Source organism: Nonomuraea sp. ZG12 (genome assembly GCF_052068115.1).
In the GTDB taxonomy this organism is placed as follows: Bacteria; Actinomycetota; Actinomycetes; order Streptosporangiales; family Streptosporangiaceae; genus Nonomuraea.
This window is the reverse complement of the sequence record NZ_JBQHCW010000002.1, coordinates 696,618-711,953: the sequence shown is the minus strand read 5'-3', so window position 1 is coordinate 711,953 and position 15,336 is coordinate 696,618. Positions and strand designations below refer to the sequence as shown.

General features: G+C 70.5%; 19 protein-coding genes. 12 read left to right on the top strand and 7 right to left on the bottom strand.

All coding sequences use genetic code 11. The features are described 5' to 3' along the window. The first annotated feature begins 88 nt into the window (after positions 1–88). The 7 genes from ACTMTF_RS10360 (at position 89) to era (ending at position 5,575) form a co-directional block, all read left to right on the top strand. Positions 89–1,117, top strand: a complete 1,029-nt coding sequence (locus tag ACTMTF_RS10360; protein WP_397009403.1) for a PhoH family protein — start codon at positions 89–91, stop codon at positions 1,115–1,117. Continuing rightward, a complete protein-coding gene (gene ybeY, locus ACTMTF_RS10355) occupies positions 1,114–1,590 on the top strand; it encodes an rRNA maturation RNase YbeY (RefSeq protein WP_397009405.1) in 477 nt (158 codons plus the stop codon). The genes ACTMTF_RS10360 and ybeY overlap by 4 nt, the downstream gene beginning before the upstream one ends. Continuing rightward, positions 1,563–2,882 carry a hemolysin family protein gene (locus ACTMTF_RS10350; protein ID WP_441110399.1) on the top strand — a complete coding sequence of 440 codons (1,320 nt, stop codon included), beginning with the start codon at positions 1,563–1,565 and terminating at the stop codon, positions 2,880–2,882. The genes ybeY and ACTMTF_RS10350 overlap by 28 nt, the downstream gene beginning before the upstream one ends. A 307-nt stretch (positions 2,883–3,189) precedes the next feature. After that, positions 3,190–3,828, top strand: a complete 639-nt coding sequence (locus tag ACTMTF_RS10345) for a hypothetical protein (protein WP_441110398.1) — start codon at positions 3,190–3,192, stop codon at positions 3,826–3,828. 10 nt (positions 3,829–3,838) lie between these two features. Beyond that, positions 3,839–4,171 carry a cytidine deaminase gene (locus tag ACTMTF_RS10340; protein ID WP_397009411.1) on the top strand — a complete coding sequence of 111 codons (333 nt, stop codon included), beginning with the start codon at positions 3,839–3,841 and terminating at the stop codon, positions 4,169–4,171. 7 nt (positions 4,172–4,178) lie between these two features. Beyond that, a complete protein-coding gene (locus ACTMTF_RS10335) occupies positions 4,179–4,649 on the top strand; it encodes an NUDIX domain-containing protein (RefSeq protein WP_397009413.1) in 471 nt (156 codons plus the stop codon). Between the two features lie 17 nt (positions 4,650–4,666). Then, on the top strand, positions 4,667–5,575 hold the full coding sequence (gene era, locus ACTMTF_RS10330; RefSeq protein ID WP_397009415.1) for a GTPase Era: 909 nt from the start codon (positions 4,667–4,669) through the stop codon (positions 5,573–5,575). Positions 5,576–5,631: 56 nt separating this feature from the next. Here era and ACTMTF_RS10325 read toward each other — a convergent pair whose 3' ends face one another. The 7 genes from ACTMTF_RS10325 to ACTMTF_RS10295 all read right to left on the bottom strand — a co-directional run bounded on the left by ACTMTF_RS10325 (position 5,632) and on the right by ACTMTF_RS10295 (position 10,668). Beyond that, positions 5,632–6,105 (bottom strand): hypothetical protein, encoded by a 474-nt coding sequence (locus tag ACTMTF_RS10325; protein ID WP_441110397.1) that lies wholly within the window; start codon positions 6,103–6,105, stop codon positions 5,632–5,634. A gap of 94 nt (positions 6,106–6,199) precedes the next feature. Then, positions 6,200–6,985, bottom strand: coding sequence for an urease accessory protein UreD (locus ACTMTF_RS10320; RefSeq protein ID WP_441110396.1), 786 nt, complete (start codon positions 6,983–6,985; stop codon positions 6,200–6,202). A 1-nt stretch (position 6,986) separates the two neighbouring features. Continuing rightward, on the bottom strand, positions 6,987–7,649 hold the full coding sequence (gene ureG / locus ACTMTF_RS10315) for an urease accessory protein UreG (RefSeq protein WP_441110395.1): 663 nt from the start codon (positions 7,647–7,649) through the stop codon (positions 6,987–6,989). 12 nt (positions 7,650–7,661) lie between these two features. Beyond that, on the bottom strand, positions 7,662–8,345 hold the full coding sequence (locus tag ACTMTF_RS10310; protein WP_441110394.1) for an urease accessory protein UreF: 684 nt from the start codon (positions 8,343–8,345) through the stop codon (positions 7,662–7,664). Between the two features lie 13 nt (positions 8,346–8,358). Next, the gene (locus tag ACTMTF_RS10305; RefSeq protein ID WP_441110393.1) at positions 8,359–10,065 is read right to left on the bottom strand and encodes an urease subunit alpha; all 1,707 of its coding nucleotides are present in this window, start codon (positions 10,063–10,065) and stop codon (positions 8,359–8,361) included. After that, positions 10,058–10,369 (bottom strand): urease subunit beta, encoded by a 312-nt coding sequence (locus ACTMTF_RS10300; protein ID WP_441110392.1) that lies wholly within the window; start codon positions 10,367–10,369, stop codon positions 10,058–10,060. The genes ACTMTF_RS10305 and ACTMTF_RS10300 overlap by 8 nt, the downstream gene beginning before the upstream one ends. Continuing rightward, a complete protein-coding gene (locus ACTMTF_RS10295; RefSeq protein WP_441110391.1) occupies positions 10,366–10,668 on the bottom strand; it encodes an urease subunit gamma in 303 nt (100 codons plus the stop codon). The genes ACTMTF_RS10300 and ACTMTF_RS10295 overlap by 4 nt, the downstream gene beginning before the upstream one ends. A 227-nt stretch (positions 10,669–10,895) precedes the next feature. Between ACTMTF_RS10295 and urtA the strand changes: the two genes are divergently transcribed. Genes urtA through urtE form a run of 5 tightly spaced genes read left to right on the top strand, consistent with a single transcriptional unit; the run spans position 10,896 to position 15,332 of the window. Next, positions 10,896–12,071, top strand: coding sequence for an urea ABC transporter substrate-binding protein (gene urtA / locus ACTMTF_RS10290; protein ID WP_441110636.1), 1,176 nt, complete (start codon positions 10,896–10,898; stop codon positions 12,069–12,071). After that, complete coding sequence (gene urtB / locus ACTMTF_RS10285) at positions 12,071–12,919, top strand: urea ABC transporter permease subunit UrtB (RefSeq protein ID WP_441110390.1); 849 nt, start codon at positions 12,071–12,073, stop codon at positions 12,917–12,919. Before urtA ends, urtB begins: the two co-directional genes overlap by 1 nt. Continuing rightward, a complete protein-coding gene (gene urtC, locus ACTMTF_RS10280) occupies positions 12,916–13,932 on the top strand; it encodes an urea ABC transporter permease subunit UrtC (protein ID WP_397009433.1) in 1,017 nt (338 codons plus the stop codon). The genes urtB and urtC overlap by 4 nt, the downstream gene beginning before the upstream one ends. Next, positions 13,916–14,659: an urea ABC transporter ATP-binding protein UrtD gene (gene urtD, locus ACTMTF_RS10275; protein ID WP_441110389.1), complete on the top strand. Its 744-nt coding sequence runs from the start codon at positions 13,916–13,918 to the stop codon at positions 14,657–14,659. The genes urtC and urtD overlap by 17 nt, the downstream gene beginning before the upstream one ends. After that, complete coding sequence (urtE, locus tag ACTMTF_RS10270; protein WP_441110388.1) at positions 14,643–15,332, top strand: urea ABC transporter ATP-binding subunit UrtE; 690 nt, start codon at positions 14,643–14,645, stop codon at positions 15,330–15,332. Before urtD ends, urtE begins: the two co-directional genes overlap by 17 nt. Positions 15,333–15,336: the final 4 nt, after the last annotated feature.

Here is a 15,336-nt window from a genome sequence, read left to right as displayed (position 1 = left end):
TGGCACGAGTAATTCCGCTGCTCCCGGCTACGATGTGGGGAGAAGAACAGCCGAACAGACCGGGAGGCATCAGGCCACTGGCCTGCCCATGTCCGAACTACACGAATCCCGACGCACGGCACCTCCATCGCGCACACAGGCCAAGGTGCTGATTCCGGACGAATACCCGATGGTCAGCCTCCTGGGCTCCCGTGACGAGCTGCTACGCGTCATCGAGGGCGCCTTCAAGGCCGACGTCCATGTGCGCGGCAACGAGATCACCGTCACCGGCAGCCCCGACGAGAGCAGCACGGTGGTGCGGCTGTTCGAGGAGCTGGTCGAGGTCCTGCGCAGCGGCGGGGAGCTGACGCCCGACGCGGTCGAGCGGAGCATCGCCATGCTGCGGATGACCTCCGACCGCCCGGCGGAGGTGCTGTCCCTGGACATCCTCTCCTCACGCGGCCGCACGATCAGGCCCAAGACCGTCAACCAGAAGCGCTACGTCGACGCGATCGACAAGCACACCGTGGTGTTCGGCATCGGCCCCGCCGGCACCGGCAAGACCTACCTGGCCATGGCCAAGGCGGTGCGGGCGCTTCAGGAGAAGCTGGTCAACCGGATCATCCTGACCCGGCCCGCGGTCGAGGCGGGAGAGCGCCTGGGCTTCCTGCCGGGCACCCTCTACGAGAAGATCGACCCCTACCTGCGGCCGCTGTACGACGCGCTGCACGACATGGTCGACCCCGACTCGATCCCCAAGCTGATGGCGGCGGGCACGATCGAGGTCGCCCCCCTCGCGTACATGAGGGGAAGGACGCTGAACGATGCCTTCATCATCCTCGACGAGGCCCAGAACTCCTCGGCCGAGCAGATGAAGATGTTCCTGACGCGGCTCGGCTTCAACTCCAAGATCGTCGTGACGGGTGACGTCACCCAGGTCGACCTGCCCTCGGGCACGACCAGCGGCCTGCGGGTGGTGCAGGAGATCCTGGAGGGCATCCCCGACATCCACTTCGCCCACCTGTCCAGCGCCGACGTGGTGCGCCACAAGCTGGTGAGCGAGATCGTCGACGCCTACGGCCGTTACGACGCGCTGCAGGACCCCAAGCCTCTCCAGCAGCGGGGGAAGCGGCGATGAGCATCGAGATCAACAACGAGACGGGCGCGGAGGTCGGCGAGGAGCTCCTCGTCTCGCTGGCCACCCACGTCCTCGGCGAGATGGGCATCAACCCGCTCGCCGAGCTCTCGATCGTGATCGTGGACGAGGACGTCATGTCCGAGCTGCACGAGAAGTGGATGGGTGAGGCGGGCCCGACCGACGTGCTCGCCTTCCCCATGGACGAGCTGCGACCGGGCGGCGGGGCGCGCGGGGACGCCGACACCCCGACCGATCCGGCCCTGCTCGGCGACGTGGTGCTCTGCCCCGAGGTGGCGGCCAGACAGGCGGCCGAGGCGGGGCACAGCGCCCAGGAGGAGCTGGAGCTGCTGTGCACCCACGGCATCCTCCACCTGATGGGCTATGACCACGCCGAGCCCGAGGAGCACAAGGAGATGTTCGGCCTGCAGGCCCGACTGCTCGAAGGATGGCGGGAGGTGCGCAGCTCCCGGTGAACGCCTGGTTGCTGTTGGCCGTCGTCCTGGTCATGGTCGGCGGCCTGATCGCCAGCGCCGAGACTGCGCTGACGCGCATCTCCAGGGTGCGCGCCGAAGCGGTCGTGCGTGACGGGAAGCGCGGGGCCCAGCGGCTGCACGCCATCGTCGCGGACGCGCCGCGCTACCTCAATCTGCTGCTGCTGCTCCGGCTGAGCTGCGAGCTGGTCGCGACGGTGGTCGCGACGCTGCTGTTCATCGACCTCCTGGACGACCAGGGCTGGGCGTACGTCTCCGCCGCGGCGGTGATGATCGTGGTCAGCTATGTGATCGTCGGGGTGATGCCGCGGACCCTGGGCCGTCAGCACGCCGAGCCGATCGCGCTGGCTAGCGCGCCGATCGTCTACGGGCTGACCAAGATCTTCGGTCCGCTGCCCATGCTGCTCATCCTGCTCGGCAACGCGCTGACTCCCGGCCGGGGGTTCCGCGACGGCCCGTTCACCTCGGAGGCCGAGCTGCGTGACCTGGTCGACCTGGCCGAGGAGCGCAGGGTCATCGAGCCGGACGAGCGCGAGATGATCCACTCGGTGTTCGAGCTGGGTGACACGCTGGTGCGCGAGGTGATGGTGCCGCGCACCGACATGGTCTACATCGAGCGCGGCAAGACGCTCAGCCAGGCGCTGTCGCTGGCGCTGCGCAGCGGCTTCTCCCGTGTCCCCGTCGTCGGCGAGAACGAGGACGACGTCATCGGGATCGCGTACCTCAAGGACATCACCCGCCGGGTGCACGAGTCCGGTGAGGACGGCGGGGAGGAGCGGATCGAGTCGATCATGCGCTCGGCCACCTACGTGCCCGAGAGCAAGCCGATCGACCAGCTGCTGCGCGAGATGCAGGCCAAGCAGACCCATCTGGCCATCGTCATCGACGAGTACGGCGGGACGGCCGGGCTGGTCACCATCGAGGACGTGCTGGAGGAGATCGTCGGCGAGATCACCGACGAGTACGACCAGGAGGCGCCCCGCGTCGAGCCCATGTCCGACGGCGCGCTGCGGGTGACGGCCCGGATGCCGGTGGACGAGCTGGCCGAGTTGTTCGACACCGAGATCGAGGTCGACGACGTCGAGACGGTGGGCGGGCTGCTCGCGCACGCGCTCGGCCGGGTGCCGATCGCCGGGTCGCAGGCGGAGGTGGCCGGGCTCCGGCTGACCGCCGAAAGCCTGGCCGGCCGGCGCAACCGGATCAGCACCGTCGTGGTGCGCCGGGTCTCGCCGGCCGAGGGCGACGTCGTCCCGGCGGCCGCCGAGCACAACTGAGCAGCGGCGCAAGCCTTCTACAAGCGTTCTGCAAGCGGTGTGGGCCAGTCTCTTCATCGACGCCCTGTGCGGTGGGTGTCGCAGAGGGATGTGTCCGAAACGCCGGGTGGGGTTCGCGGCGCCAGGACACTCCCTGGGGGGACGGCAACGTCACGGTCTGCTAGCCGGCCGGGACGTTGGTCGGCGTAAAGGGTGCTCTCGTCCGGATAACCGGGCGAGAGCACCCTTTTAGCGTTTGATCGTTTATTGGCAACTCCGGTGGATTGCCGTATTCGTCGGCCGGGGAGGTTGCGACTCGGGGGGAATCATGAAACGCGTACTGCGGATCATCGCCTGCGGGCTCCTGGCCGGTGCCCTGGGGGGATGCGGCGACAGGGGCATCGCCGAGGTCGACGGGGTCGACGTGAAAGCTCTGGCGCACATGCGGGAGATCCTGAGCAAGGAACCCAGATTGCCCGACGGCTTCTCGCCTCGGCCCGACCAGGCGTGGCAGGCGCCGTTCACGCCGGCGGATCACAACTGCCGAGCCGTACTGGACGCGGCGGGCGGGCGGGCGCCCGAGCGGGCGCTGACCGCGCAGGCGGCGGCCAGCTATCAGGGTGACGAGCTGGGCGAGCAGGTCGGGGTGGGGCTGGCCCGATACGCGGGCTCCGAGGCCGAAGGGCACATCGCCGAGCTGGCCAGGGCGCTGGAGTCCTGCCGGGCGGTCCGGGCGGGCAGCGGCACGCATCTGCGCACGACCATCCTGCCGATCGGGGACGTGGCCGACGAGGCGGTGGGCGGCGAGCTGCGCGGAAAGCTGAACGGCTACCCGTACACGCTGGACGTGGTGCTGGCCCGATCCGGTGACACGCTCGTCTCGCTGGTGCACACGAGCATGGCCGAGGTCGAGCCGCAGCGGACGAGGCAGCTCCTCGACGCGGTGATCAGGATGGCCACCGCCTAACCTGGTCCTCGTGACTCTCGATCCTGAAGACAGCAAGATCATTACGTTGGCGCGTGCCGCCAGGGCCCGTAACGGCTCTGCCGAAGGCGCCGCCGTGCGTGACGAGACGGGCCGCACCTATTCGGCCACCGACGTCGCGCTCACCTCGCTCACGCTGTCCGCCGTGCAGGTGGCGGTGGCGATGGCCGTGTCCAGCGGCGCGCGGTCACTGGAGGCCGTCGCGCTGGTGACCGCCGGCGAGCCGAGTGCCGCCGACGAGGCCGTGGCGGCGGAGCTGGGCGTCAAGGGCCTGCTGGTGGCCGATCCCGACGGCACGCCGCGCGCTGCGGGGGGCGGGCGCTGAGATGCCGATGTCGCCGTTCCTGGCAGCGCTGCGGGCCAAGGTCGGGCCCGACCTGCTGATGTTGCCCTCGGCCAGCGGATGCGTGTTCGACCGATCCGGCAGGCTGCTGGTGGCCCGCCACGGCGACGTGGGGCTGTGGGCGTCGCCCGGCGGCGGCATCGACCCTGACGAGCGGCCACAGGACGCCGTGGTGCGGGAGCTGCGCGAGGAGCTCGCCATCGAGGTGGAGGTGCGCGGCCTGATCGGCGTCTACGGCGGGCCGCAGTTCCGCACCCTCTACCCCAACGGGCACGAGGTCGCCTACGTGATCGCCGTCTACGGGTGCGCCCTGGTCTCGGGCACGCCCACCCCGGACGGCGACGAGATCACCGACGCCCGATGGGTCACCGAGCAGGAGCTGGACGGGCTCACGATGACCGCGTGGTCGCCGGGGGTGCTTCCCGACGCGTTCGCCTGGTGGCGTGACCAGGCCCGTTGATGGGCCAGAATGCACATGTGACTTCGCCAGACAACCATCGCGCCGGATTCGCCTGCTTCGTGGGGAGGCCGAACGTCGGCAAGTCCACGTTGATGAACGCCCTGGTCGGGACCAAGGTGGCGATCACCTCCTCCAAGCCGCAGACGACCAGGCGGGTCATCAGGGGCATCGTGCACCGCCCCGAGGCGCAGATCGTCATCGTGGACACGCCGGGCCTGCACCGGCCGCGCACGCTGCTCGGTGAGCGGCTCGACAGCCTCGTGCTGTCGACGCTCACCGAGGTGGACGTGATCGGCTTCTGCGTGCCGGCCAACGAGCCGATCGGCAAGGGCGACCGGTTCATCGCCGACAAGCTCACCGCGGTGAAGAACACCCCCGTGGTCGCCGTGGTGACCAAGTGCGACCTGGCCACCCGGGAGCAGATCGCGGCGCAGCTCCTGGCGGTGTCGCAGATCGCGGAGTTCGCGGCCGTCGTCCCCGTCTCCGCGCGGTCGGGGGAGCAGCTCGACGTGCTGGGCGACGTGCTCATCGAGCACCTGCCCGAGTCGCCGCCGCTCTACCCCGGCGGGCAGCTCACCGACGAGCCCGAGCAGGTGCTGGTCGGCGAGCTCATCAGGGAGGCGGCGCTGGAGGGCGTCCGGGACGAGCTGCCGCACTCCATCGCCGTGGTCGTCGACGAGATGATGGCGCGCGAGGGGCGTGACGATCTGCTCGACGTCTACGCGCACATGTTCGTCGAACGTCCCTCGCAGAAGGCCATCGTCATCGGCCACAAGGGCGAGCGGCTGCGCGACGTCGGCACCAGGGCGCGTAAGCAGATCGAGGCGCTGCTCGGCACCAAGATCTATCTGGACCTGCGGATCAGCGTCGCCAAGGACTGGCAGCGCGACCCCAAGCAGCTGCGCCGGCTGGGCTTCTACGACTGACGGCCCCCGCGCCGGTCGGCTTGCTACGGCTGACGGCCCCCGCGCCGGTCGGCTTGCTACGGCTGACGGCGTACCAGCGTCGCGACGGCGAGGGCGACCACCGCGAGCGCGGACGCCAGCGCGGCGAACCAGCCGAACCTGATCACCGGCTCGACCGACAGCAGGCGGCCCAGATCGATCGAGATCCGGTCCCGGATGCCGGCCGAGTCGGTCACGAACAGCACCAGCACCAGCGCGGCCAGCGCCCCCGGCAGCGCCGCCAGCGCCGCGACCCGCGGCCGGATGAGCAGCCCCGCCACCCCGCAGCTGAGCGCGGCCAGCCCCGCGAGCAGCGCGAGGACGCCGAGGGTGTCATCGACGCCGCGGATGTCGTCGGACACCCCACCGCCGATCAGCTCACTCCTGGCCTCGACGCCCGCCCAGGGCAGGATCGCGCAGAACACCAGCGACGCCCCGGCCACCATGACGCCGAACGCGTAGCCGCGGCGGGTGCCCTGTCCGGTGGGAGACGGCGAAAGGTAGTCGGCCACCCGATCACGATAAGCCGGAGCCGCCGCGCCGCCTACTATCCGCACGACCTGAATGGCGAGACCATCTCCGCCGGACGATCACGATCGCGTACGGCTACGCGGGGCTCGATGGACGGCCGGGCGAGACGGTGGATTCGCCCCAGTCGAGCCTGGCACGGAGGGCGACGGCGTCGGGGGCCAGGGCGGAGACCAGGATGGCGGGGCCCGCCAGGGGCAGCACGGCGACCCCGTCGGCGACGATGGCCTCCGCCGGAGGGGCAGCGCCGGTGATCAGGGTGCTGCCCACACAGCGGGCGTCGCCGTAGACGGCCGGGGAGGTGTCGAGAGCCGGGTCGCCGACCGTGAACTCCTGCCTGAGCAGGGGGCGGCCGTCGAGGGTGGCGTCGAAGCGGGCATGGCAGCGTCCCGGCTGCTCGCCGTACCGGCCGAAGACGATCTCCTCGCGCCACCGCACCCGGGCGTCCGAGGCGAGCGTCAGCCGCACCTCGACGCGGTGGGCGCAGCCGGCGGCGAGGACCGTCGGCTCGGGCGTGAACCGGAGGGTGGCTCCGGCGCCGACGCGGGCGGTGATCAGCATCCGGGACTCGCCCGGACCGGGCAGGACCAGGGTGCTCGCGACCGAGCCGAGCTCCAGCGTGGTGCCGGGGGCGAGGTCCAGGTCGAGTTCGAGGCGGTCACCGCCGAGCGGCCCCGCCGCCGTCGAGACGAGGTGAACGGAGTGCGGCCCCGTCTGGCGGAGCGTCAGCGGGGGCGCGGACCTCAGCACCGGGACGCTGGTGCGGCCCGCCACCAGAGCGGTCGCGAGAGCGGCCCGGGCGTGCATCGCGCGCCGCCCCACGACAGGCGGTGAGGGCGGTGAGGGCAGTGGAGTGGTGGGCATGTCAGTGGTGTTGGTGCAGCCAGGAGTCGACCTGGTCGCGTACCCAGGTGGCCACCTCGTCGGCGGTGGGGTCCTGCCTGATGGAGGTGAACAGGACGGGTCTGTCGCCGCGTACGGCCGCCGCGTCCCTGGCCATCACGTCGAGGTCGGCGCTCACCAGGGGAGCCAGGTCCGTCTTGTTGATGACCAGGAGGTCGGCGGTGGTGACGCCGGGGCCGCCCTTGCGGGGGACCTTGTCACCGCCCGACACGTCCAGGACGAAGATCTGCTTGTCCGCCAGGCCGCGGCTGAACGTCGCCGTCAGGTTGTCGCCGCCGCTCTCCACGATGACCAGGTGCAGCGGGCCGAAGCGGTGTTCCAGGGTCTCCACGGCGTCCAGGTTGGCGGCGATGTCGTCGCGGATGGCGGTGTGCGGGCAGCAGCCGGTCTCCACGGCGAGGATGCGGTCCTCGTCGAGCACGCCGGCCTTGCGCAGGAAGTCGGCGTCCTCGGTGGTGTAGATGTCGTTGGTGACCACGCCGAGCTGGAGCGCGGGGCCGAGGGTCCGGCACAGGGCCGCGACCAGGGCCGTCTTGCCGCTGCCGACCGGGCCGCCGATGCCCAGGCGCAGCGCGCGGCCGTGGCCGTCGGGGGCGTGGTGGTGGTCGTCATGGTCGGCGCTCATGAGGGGTCCTTCCTAGGAGACGAACAATCTGACCTGAGCTCGCGCATGCCGCTCGGCCAGCAGGTCCAGGGCCGGGGCGGAGTGGGCCGGCAGATCCGCCCAGACGGACGGACGGGCGCCCGTCCAGGCGCCCGGAGGATGCGTGGGAAGCTCGCGGGACAGGTCCGCGAGCAGGCGGTGGACGGCCACCGGGTCGAGGCCGAGGAGCCGGACCGCCGCCGTGGCCGGGCCGCTGATCGCGTGATAGGCCGCCGCCGGCGCGGCGTCCTCGGGTGAGGCTCCCGCCGCGTGCGCCGCCGCGCCGAGCGCGAGCGGATGATGCGGGCTCGGTACGGCCTCCGCCAGCTCCTCCAGCACCGGGGACGGCCACAGGCGGCGCGCCACCCGGAGCAGCAGCCTGCCCTGCACCCGCGACGCCGCCCGTTGGGCAGGCGACGCCGTGCGGGCATCGACCTCGGCGTCAAGGTCGTCCCAAGTGGGCGGGGCGCCGGCCGTATAGGAGGCGAAGGCGCAGGACGCCGCCGCGAGGGCGGCCGCGACCGCGCCCGCGGTGTGCAGGCGGCCCCTGAGGAAGGACTCCAGGGAGGGCACGTCGTGTACGGCGCCGGACGTGACCGCCTGTTCGACGCCGCCCGAGTGGGCGTGGCCTCCGGCGGGGAGGCGGGAGTCGGTGAGGAGCAGGATCGCGGCGTTCATCACAGGGCGTTCATCAGAAGAGGAAGTAGCGCTGCGCCAGCGGCAGCGTCCGGGCGGGGGCGGGCTCGATCAGGTCACCGTCGATCCGGACCTCGAACGTGTCCGGCGCCACCTCGATCCTCGGCAGCGCGTCGTTCAGCGGCATCGACTCCTTGCCGCGTCCCCGTACATCCGCCACGGGTGTCAGACGGCGGCGGACGGCGAGGCGGTCGGCGAGGCCGGAGTCCAGTGCGTGCGGCGCGACGAAGTGCAGTGAGGTGGCGGCGGCCGTCGCGGGGGCGGCGCCGAACATGGGGCGGGGCAGCACCGGCTGGGGCGTGGGGATGGAGGCGTTGGCGTCGCCCATCTGGGCCCAGGCGACGACGCCGCCCTTGAGGACGAGGGTGGGCTTGACGCCGAAGAAGGCGGGATCCCACAGGACGAGGTCGGCGAGCTTGCCCGTCTCGACGGAGCCGACCTCGGCCGCCAAGCCGTGGGCGATGGCGGGGCAGATGGTGTATTTGGCGATGTAGCGGCGGGCGCGGAGGTTGTCGGCGGGGCCGCCGAGCGAGCCGCGGCGGCCCTTCATGACGTGCGCCGTCTGCCAGGTGCGGATGATCGTCTCGCCGACGCGGCCCATGGCCTGCGAGTCGGAGCCGATCATCGAGATGGCGCCCAGGTCGTGCAGCACGTCCTCGGCCGCCATCGTCGTCGGCCTGATCCTGGACTCGGCGAAGGCCAGGTCCTCGGGGATGGACGGGTTCAGATGGTGGCAGACCATGAGCATGTCGAGGTGCTCGTCGAGGGTGTTGACGGTGTGCGGCCTGGTCGGGTTGGTGGAGGAGGGCAGCACGTTGCCGTACGAGGCGACGCGGATGATGTCGGGCGCGTGCCCGCCTCCGGCGCCTTCGGTGTGGTAGGCGTGGATCGTCCGGCCGCCGATGGCCGCCAGCGTGGATTCGACGAATCCGGCTTCGTTCAGCGTGTCGGTGTGGATGGCGACCTGCACGCCGCTCGCGTCGGCGACCTTCAGGCAGGCGTCGATCGCGGCCGGGGTGGTGCCCCAGTCCTCGTGCAGCTTGAAGCCCGACGCGCCCGCCGCGAGCTGCTCCCACAGCCCGTCGGCGGAGACGGTGTTGCCCTTGCCGAGCAGCGCGAAGTTGAGCGGGTAGGAGTCCAGGGACTCCAGCATCCTGCCCAGATACCAGGTGCCGGTGACGGTGGTGGCCTTGGTGCCCTCGACGGGTCCGGTGCCGCCGCCGATGATCGTGGTGACGCCGGAGCCGATCGCCTCGTCGAGGACCTGCGGGCAGATGAGGTGCACGTGGGAGTCGATCGCGCCCGCGGTGAGGATCTTGCCGTTGCCGGCCAGGATCTCCGTGGACGGGCCGATGACGATGTCGACGCCGTCCATCGTGTCGGGGTTGCCGGCCTTGCCGATGGCGGCGATCCGGCCGTCGACGATGCTCACGTCGGCCTTCACCACGCCCCAGTGGTCGAGGATCACCGCGCCGGTGATCACCAGGTCGGCGGCGCCCTCGGCGCGGGTGGTGCGGGACTGGCCCATCGACTCGCGGATCACCTTGCCGCCGCCGAACACCGCCTCGTCGCCCGCCCCGGCCGAACCCATGGACAGGTCCTCGGTGACCTCGACGAACAGGTCGGTGTCGGCGAGCCTGATCCGGTCGCCGGTGGTGGGGCCGTAGAGGGCGGCGTAGCGGGCGCGGGAGATCTCAGGCATCGAGCGCTCCCGCCTGCTCGGCGCGCAGTCCCGGCACCACCCGGTGGCCCGCGAGGGGCACCAGGCTCACGTCACGCTCGACGCCCGGCTCGAAGCGGACCGCGGTGCCGGCGGGCACGTCCAGGCGCATGCCCCAGGCGGCCTGCCGGTCGAAGTCCAGCGCGGGGTTGCAGGCGGCGAAGTGGTAGTGGGAGCCGACCTGTACCGGCCGGTCGGCCGTGTTGACGACCCGCACGGTCACCCGCTCGCGGCCCGGGTTCAGCGGGATCGTCCCCTCGGGGTGGACGTACTCGCCGGGGATCACGGGATCGGCCTGTGCACGGTGACGAGCTTGGTGCCGTCGGGGAAGGTGGCCTCGATCTGCACGGTGTCCAGCATCTCGGGGACTCCCTCCATGACGTCGTCCCGGCCGAGCACGGCGCGTCCGGCCTCCATCAGGTCCGCCACCGTCCGGCCGTCCCTGGCCCCCTCCATCAGGAACGACGCGATGATCGCGGTGGCCTCGGGATGGTTGAGCCGCAGGCCCCTGGCCTGACGGTCGCGCGCCACTCCGGCCGCGACGTGGATGAGCAGCCGTTCCTGCTCGTGTGGGGTCAGCCGCATGGGCCGGACCCTAGAAACCCGCCGTTTCCACGGTGTTGCCGAGGCGTGTCGGGCCGGTTTCCTCTGGGTCGCAGTGCTCCGGAACCCCCTGTGAGGCACCGGCAATGGGCTCTTAACGTACGTGATCTCACGCCGACATCAGGCCGGATCACCGTACTCGCAGAGCTCGTCTGCAGGAAGGAACGGCAGTGCGTATTCCTCACGCGATCATCTCAGGAATCCTCGTCATGTCCGTCGCGGCGTGCGGGGCGTCGGGTTCGCAGTCCGGTACCGCGTCCAGTGAGAGTGAGATCAAGGTCGGTCTCCTCCACTCGCTCAGCGGCACGATGGCGATCAGCGAGGTGACCGTGCGGGACGCGGAGCTGCTCGCGATCGAGGAGATCAACAAGGCCGGCGGGGTGCTCGGCAAGAAGCTGGTGCCCGTGGTGGAGGACGGCGCCTCCGACTGGCCGACGTTCGCCGAGAAGGCCACCAAGCTCATCCGGCAGGACAAGGTCGCCACCGTGTTCGGCGGCTGGACCTCGGCGAGCAGAAAGGCGATGCTGCCGGTCTTCGAACGGTACAAGGCGCTGCTGTGGTATCCGGTGCAGTACGAAGGGCTGGAGAGCTCGCCGTACATCTTCTACACGGGCGCCACCACCAACCAGCAGATCATCCCCGGCCTGGACTACCTCAAGGAACAGGGCAAGAAGAAGATCTTCCTGGTGGGCAGCGACTACGTCTTCCCGCGCACCGCCAACAAGATCATCAAGGCGTACGCCGCCGCGAACGGCATGGAGATCCTGGGCGAGGAGTACACCCCGCTCGGCCACACCGAATACTCCACGCTGGTCAACAAGGTGACCCAGGCCAAGCCCGAGGCCGTGTTCAACACGCTCAACGGCGATTCGAACGTCGCCTTCTTCAAACAGCTCAAGAGCGCCGGCGCCACCGCCGAGAGCATGCCGGTGCTGTCGGTGAGCATCGCCGAGGAGGAGGTCAAGGGCATCGGCGTGGACAACATCGCCGGCCAGCCGGTCGCCTGGAACTACTACCAGACCACCGACACCCCGGCCAACACCGCCTTCGTCAAGGCCTTCAAGGACACCTACGGCCAGGACAAGGTCACCAGCGACCCGATGGAGGCCGGCTACAACGCCGTCTACCTGTGGGCCGAGGCCGCCAAGAAGGCCGGCACGGTCGAGGTCGAGGCGGTCAAGAAGGCGGCGGGCGGCATCGCGCTGGAACGTCCCGAGGGCCTGGTCACCATCGACGGTGAGACCCAGCACATGTACAAGACGGCCCGCATCGGCATCGTCCAGTCCGACGGCCTGATCAAGCAGGTCTGGGACTCCGGCAAGCCGATCAAGCCCGACCCGTACCTCAAGGGCTACCCCTGGGCGAGCGGGCTGGCGCAGAGCTGATGGAGGCCATCGTCAACCAGCTCCCCATCGGGCTGTCGATCGGCGCGGTGCTGCTGCTCGTCGCGCTCGGCCTGACGTTCACGTTCGGCCAGATGGGCGTGATCAACATGGCGCACGGCGAGTTCATCATGGCGGGCGCCTACACCGCCTTCCTGCTCCAGGACCTGCTGCTCGCGCTGCCCGCGGCCTTCCTGGTCGCCGGGCTCATGGGGTTGATCCTGGAGCGGGCCGCCATCCGGCACTTCTACGGCCGGCCGCTGGACACGCTGCTGCTCACCTGGGGTGTCAGCCTGGTGCTGCAGCAGCTGGCCCGCGACCTGTTCGGCGCGCCGAACGTGCAGGTGGCGGCGCCGTCGTGGCTGACCGGGGCGATCGGCATCCTGCCGTACAACAGGCTGTTCATCCTGGCGCTCGCCGTGGCCGGCGTGGTCGCCGTGTGGGCGTACCTCGGCCGCACCCGGCAGGGCCGCAGAACGCAGGCGGTGGTGCAGAACAGGCAGCTCGCGGCGACCAGCGGCATCGACACCGGCCGGGTGGACATGCTCACGTTCTTCATCGGTTCGGGGCTGGCCGGCGTGGCCGGTGTCGCGCTGACGCTGATCGGGCCGGTCGGGCCCGCGCTCGGCACGTACTACATCGTGGACGCGTTCCTCGTGGTGGTCGCGGGCGGCCTCGGGCAGCTGCGCGGGGCGGTGCTCGCCGCCGCCGGGCTCGGACTGCTCAACTCCTACGCCGAGTTCTGGTCCGACGCGAGCCTGGCCAAGGTGATCGTGTTCGCGGCCGTCATCGCGTTCCTGCAAGTGCGGCCCCAGGGGATGTTCGTGCTCAGGTCGAGGGCGCTCACATGATCAGAAAACACCTGCCCTTCGCCACGATCGCCGTGCTGGCCCTGGTCGCGGCCCCGCTGCTGCTCGAACCCTTCAGGCTGAGCCTGCTGGCCAAGTATCTCTGCTACGCGATCGTCGCCCTCGGCATCGGGCTGGCCTGGGGGCAGGGCGGCATGCTCTCCCTCGGTCAGGGCGTCTTCTTCGGCCTGGGCGGCTACTCCATGGCCATGTACCTCAAACTGGCCGAAGGCGGCGGCCTGCCCGACTTCATGGTGTGGAGCGGCGTGGAGGAGCTGCCGGCGCTGTGGACGCCGTTCGCCAACCCGGTGTTCGCCCTCGGCACGGCGGTGCTGGGCCCGGTGGCGATCGCGGTGGTCCTCGGCACGCTCGTCTTCCGGCAGCGGGTACGCGGCGCCTACTTCGCCATCCTCACCCAGGCGCTGGCCGCCGCCATGGTGATCCTCCTGGTAGGGCAGCAGGGCCTGACCGGCGGCACCAACGGCATGACCAACTTCTTCGAGCTGTTCGGCGCGGACCTGGCCGACGACTCCACCCAGCGCGGGCTCTACCTGGTGGTCGCCACCGTGCTCGGCGTGCTCTACCTCGCCACCCGGCAGCTCGTGCACAGCAGGTTCGGCAGGCTGCTGGTGGCCGTCCGGGACGGCGAGGACCGGGTCAGGTTCCTCGGCTACGACCCGGCGACGGTCAAGACGGTGACCTTCGCCGCCTCCGCGGGCATGGCCGGGCTGGCGGGCGCCCTGTTCGTCCCGGTGGTGGGCATCATCTCGCCCGCGCTGCTCGGCGTGGTGCCCTCGCTGGAGCTCGTCGTCGCGGTGGCGGTCGGCGGGCGGCACGCACTGGCCGGGGCCGTGCTCGGCGCGGTCCTCATGGGATACGCCAAGACGGCCTTCAGCGAGCAGTTCGCCGACGGCTGGCTCTACCTGCAGGGTGCGCTGTTCATCCTGGTCATGACGCTGGCCCCGAAGGGCATCGCCGGCATCCTGGGGAGGTTGCGAAGTGCTCGAGCTACGTGACGTACGGGTGGTGTTCGACGGCTTCCACGCCCTCGACGGCGTCGACCTGACGGTGCCGGAAGGGGAGCTGCGCTTCCTGATCGGCCCCAACGGCGCCGGCAAGACCACCCTCATCGACGTGATCACCGGCCTCACCCGCCCGGCCGCCGGGACGGTCACCTTCGACGGGCACGATCTGGTGGGCCGCAAGGAGCACCGGATCGTCCGGCTCGGCGTCGGCCGTACCTTCCAGACCTCGGTCGTCTTCGAGGAGCTGAGCGTCGTCGAGAACCTCGACCTGGCGGCCTGCTTCCGCCGGCCCCTGTGGTCGCTGGCCCGCCGCCGCAAGGGAATCTCGCAGGCCGTCGAGGAGGCGCTGACCAGGACCGGTCTCGAAGAGCTCGCCGACCGTTCAGCCGGCGTTCTCTCCCACGGCCAGCGCCAGTGGCTGGAGCTCGGCATGCTGCTGGCGCAGCGCCCCAGACTGCTGCTCCTGGACGAACCCGTGGCCGGCATGTCGCGGGAAGAACGCGAGCGGACCGGGGAGCTGCTCACCCGGATCGCCGACGACCACACGGTGATCGTGGTGGAGCACGACATGGAGTTCCTGCGCCGTCACGCCTCCAAGGTGACGGTGCTGCACGAGGGCAAGGTGCTCGTGGAGGGTTCGGTGGAGCAGGTCAGCGCCGATCCGCGGGTGCAGGAGGTCTATCTGGGGAGGAAGCCCAGCGATGCTGTCGGTAAGTGACCTCGAATCCGGTTACGGCAGGGCGCGGGTGCTGTTCGGCGTCTCGCTCGACGTCGAGCCCGGCCAGCTCGTCTGCGTCATGGGACGCAACGGCGTCGGCAAGACCACGCTGCTCAACACCGTCATGGGCGTCCTGCCCGCGACCGCGGGCGCCGTCAGGTTCGACGGCCGCGACGTCACCAAGCTCAAGCCGCACGAGCGGGTACGGCTCGGCATGGGGTACGTCCCGCAGGGCCACCAGTGTTTCCCGCAACTGTCGGTGCTCGGCAACCTGCTGGTGACCGCCGAGGCGGCGAAGGCGCCGAAGAACGCCATCGACGAGGCGCTGGAGCTCTTCCCCCGGCTCAAACCGCTGCTCAAACGCAGAGCCGGGCACCTGTCCGGCGGCCAGCAGCAGCAACTCGCCATCGCCCGCGTCCTGGTGACCGGGCCCAGGATGCTGATCCTCGACGAGCCGACCGAGGGCATCCAGCCGTCGATCATCCAGGAGATCGAGGAGGCCATCGAGCGGCTGCACGCTTCGGGACTCGCCGTGCTCCTTGTCGAGCAGTATCTGGACATCGCGCTACGGCTGGCCGACCGGTTCGTCATCCTCGACGGCGGGCATGTCGTACGCACCGGCGCCGCCGAGGAGCTGAACGGGGAGGACGTACACCGGCTGCTGGCCGTCTGACCAG

Bases quoted from the DNA above. Each gene is read 5' to 3' on its own strand.
- ybeY (WP_397009405.1), top strand. From the start codon at position 1,114: ATGAGCATCGAGATCAACAACGAGACGGGCGCGGAGGTCGGCGAGGAG.
- ACTMTF_RS10345 (WP_441110398.1), top strand. From the start codon at position 3,190: ATGAAACGCGTACTGCGGATCATCGCCTGCGGGCTCCTGGCCGGTGCC.
- urtE (WP_441110388.1), top strand. From the start codon at position 14,643: ATGCTGTCGGTAAGTGACCTCGAATCCGGTTACGGCAGGGCGCGGGTG.
- ACTMTF_RS10360 (WP_397009403.1), top strand. From the start codon at position 89: ATGTCCGAACTACACGAATCCCGACGCACGGCACCTCCATCGCGCACA.
- ureG (WP_441110395.1), bottom strand. From the start codon at position 7,649: ATGAGCGCCGACCATGACGACCACCACCACGCCCCCGACGGCCACGGC.
- ACTMTF_RS10310 (WP_441110394.1), bottom strand. From the start codon at position 8,345: ATGAACGCCGCGATCCTGCTCCTCACCGACTCCCGCCTCCCCGCCGGA.
- urtC (WP_397009433.1), top strand. From the start codon at position 12,916: ATGATCAGAAAACACCTGCCCTTCGCCACGATCGCCGTGCTGGCCCTG.
- ACTMTF_RS10295 (WP_441110391.1), bottom strand. From the start codon at position 10,668: ATGCGGCTGACCCCACACGAGCAGGAACGGCTGCTCATCCACGTCGCG.
- urtA (WP_441110636.1), top strand. From the start codon at position 10,896: ATGTCCGTCGCGGCGTGCGGGGCGTCGGGTTCGCAGTCCGGTACCGCG.
- ACTMTF_RS10305 (WP_441110393.1), bottom strand. From the start codon at position 10,065: ATGCCTGAGATCTCCCGCGCCCGCTACGCCGCCCTCTACGGCCCCACC.
- ACTMTF_RS10350 (WP_441110399.1), top strand. From the start codon at position 1,563: ATGGCGGGAGGTGCGCAGCTCCCGGTGAACGCCTGGTTGCTGTTGGCC.
- urtB (WP_441110390.1), top strand. From the start codon at position 12,071: ATGGAGGCCATCGTCAACCAGCTCCCCATCGGGCTGTCGATCGGCGCG.
- ACTMTF_RS10335 (WP_397009413.1), top strand. From the start codon at position 4,179: ATGTCGCCGTTCCTGGCAGCGCTGCGGGCCAAGGTCGGGCCCGACCTG.
- ACTMTF_RS10320 (WP_441110396.1), bottom strand. From the start codon at position 6,985: ATGCCCACCACTCCACTGCCCTCACCGCCCTCACCGCCTGTCGTGGGG.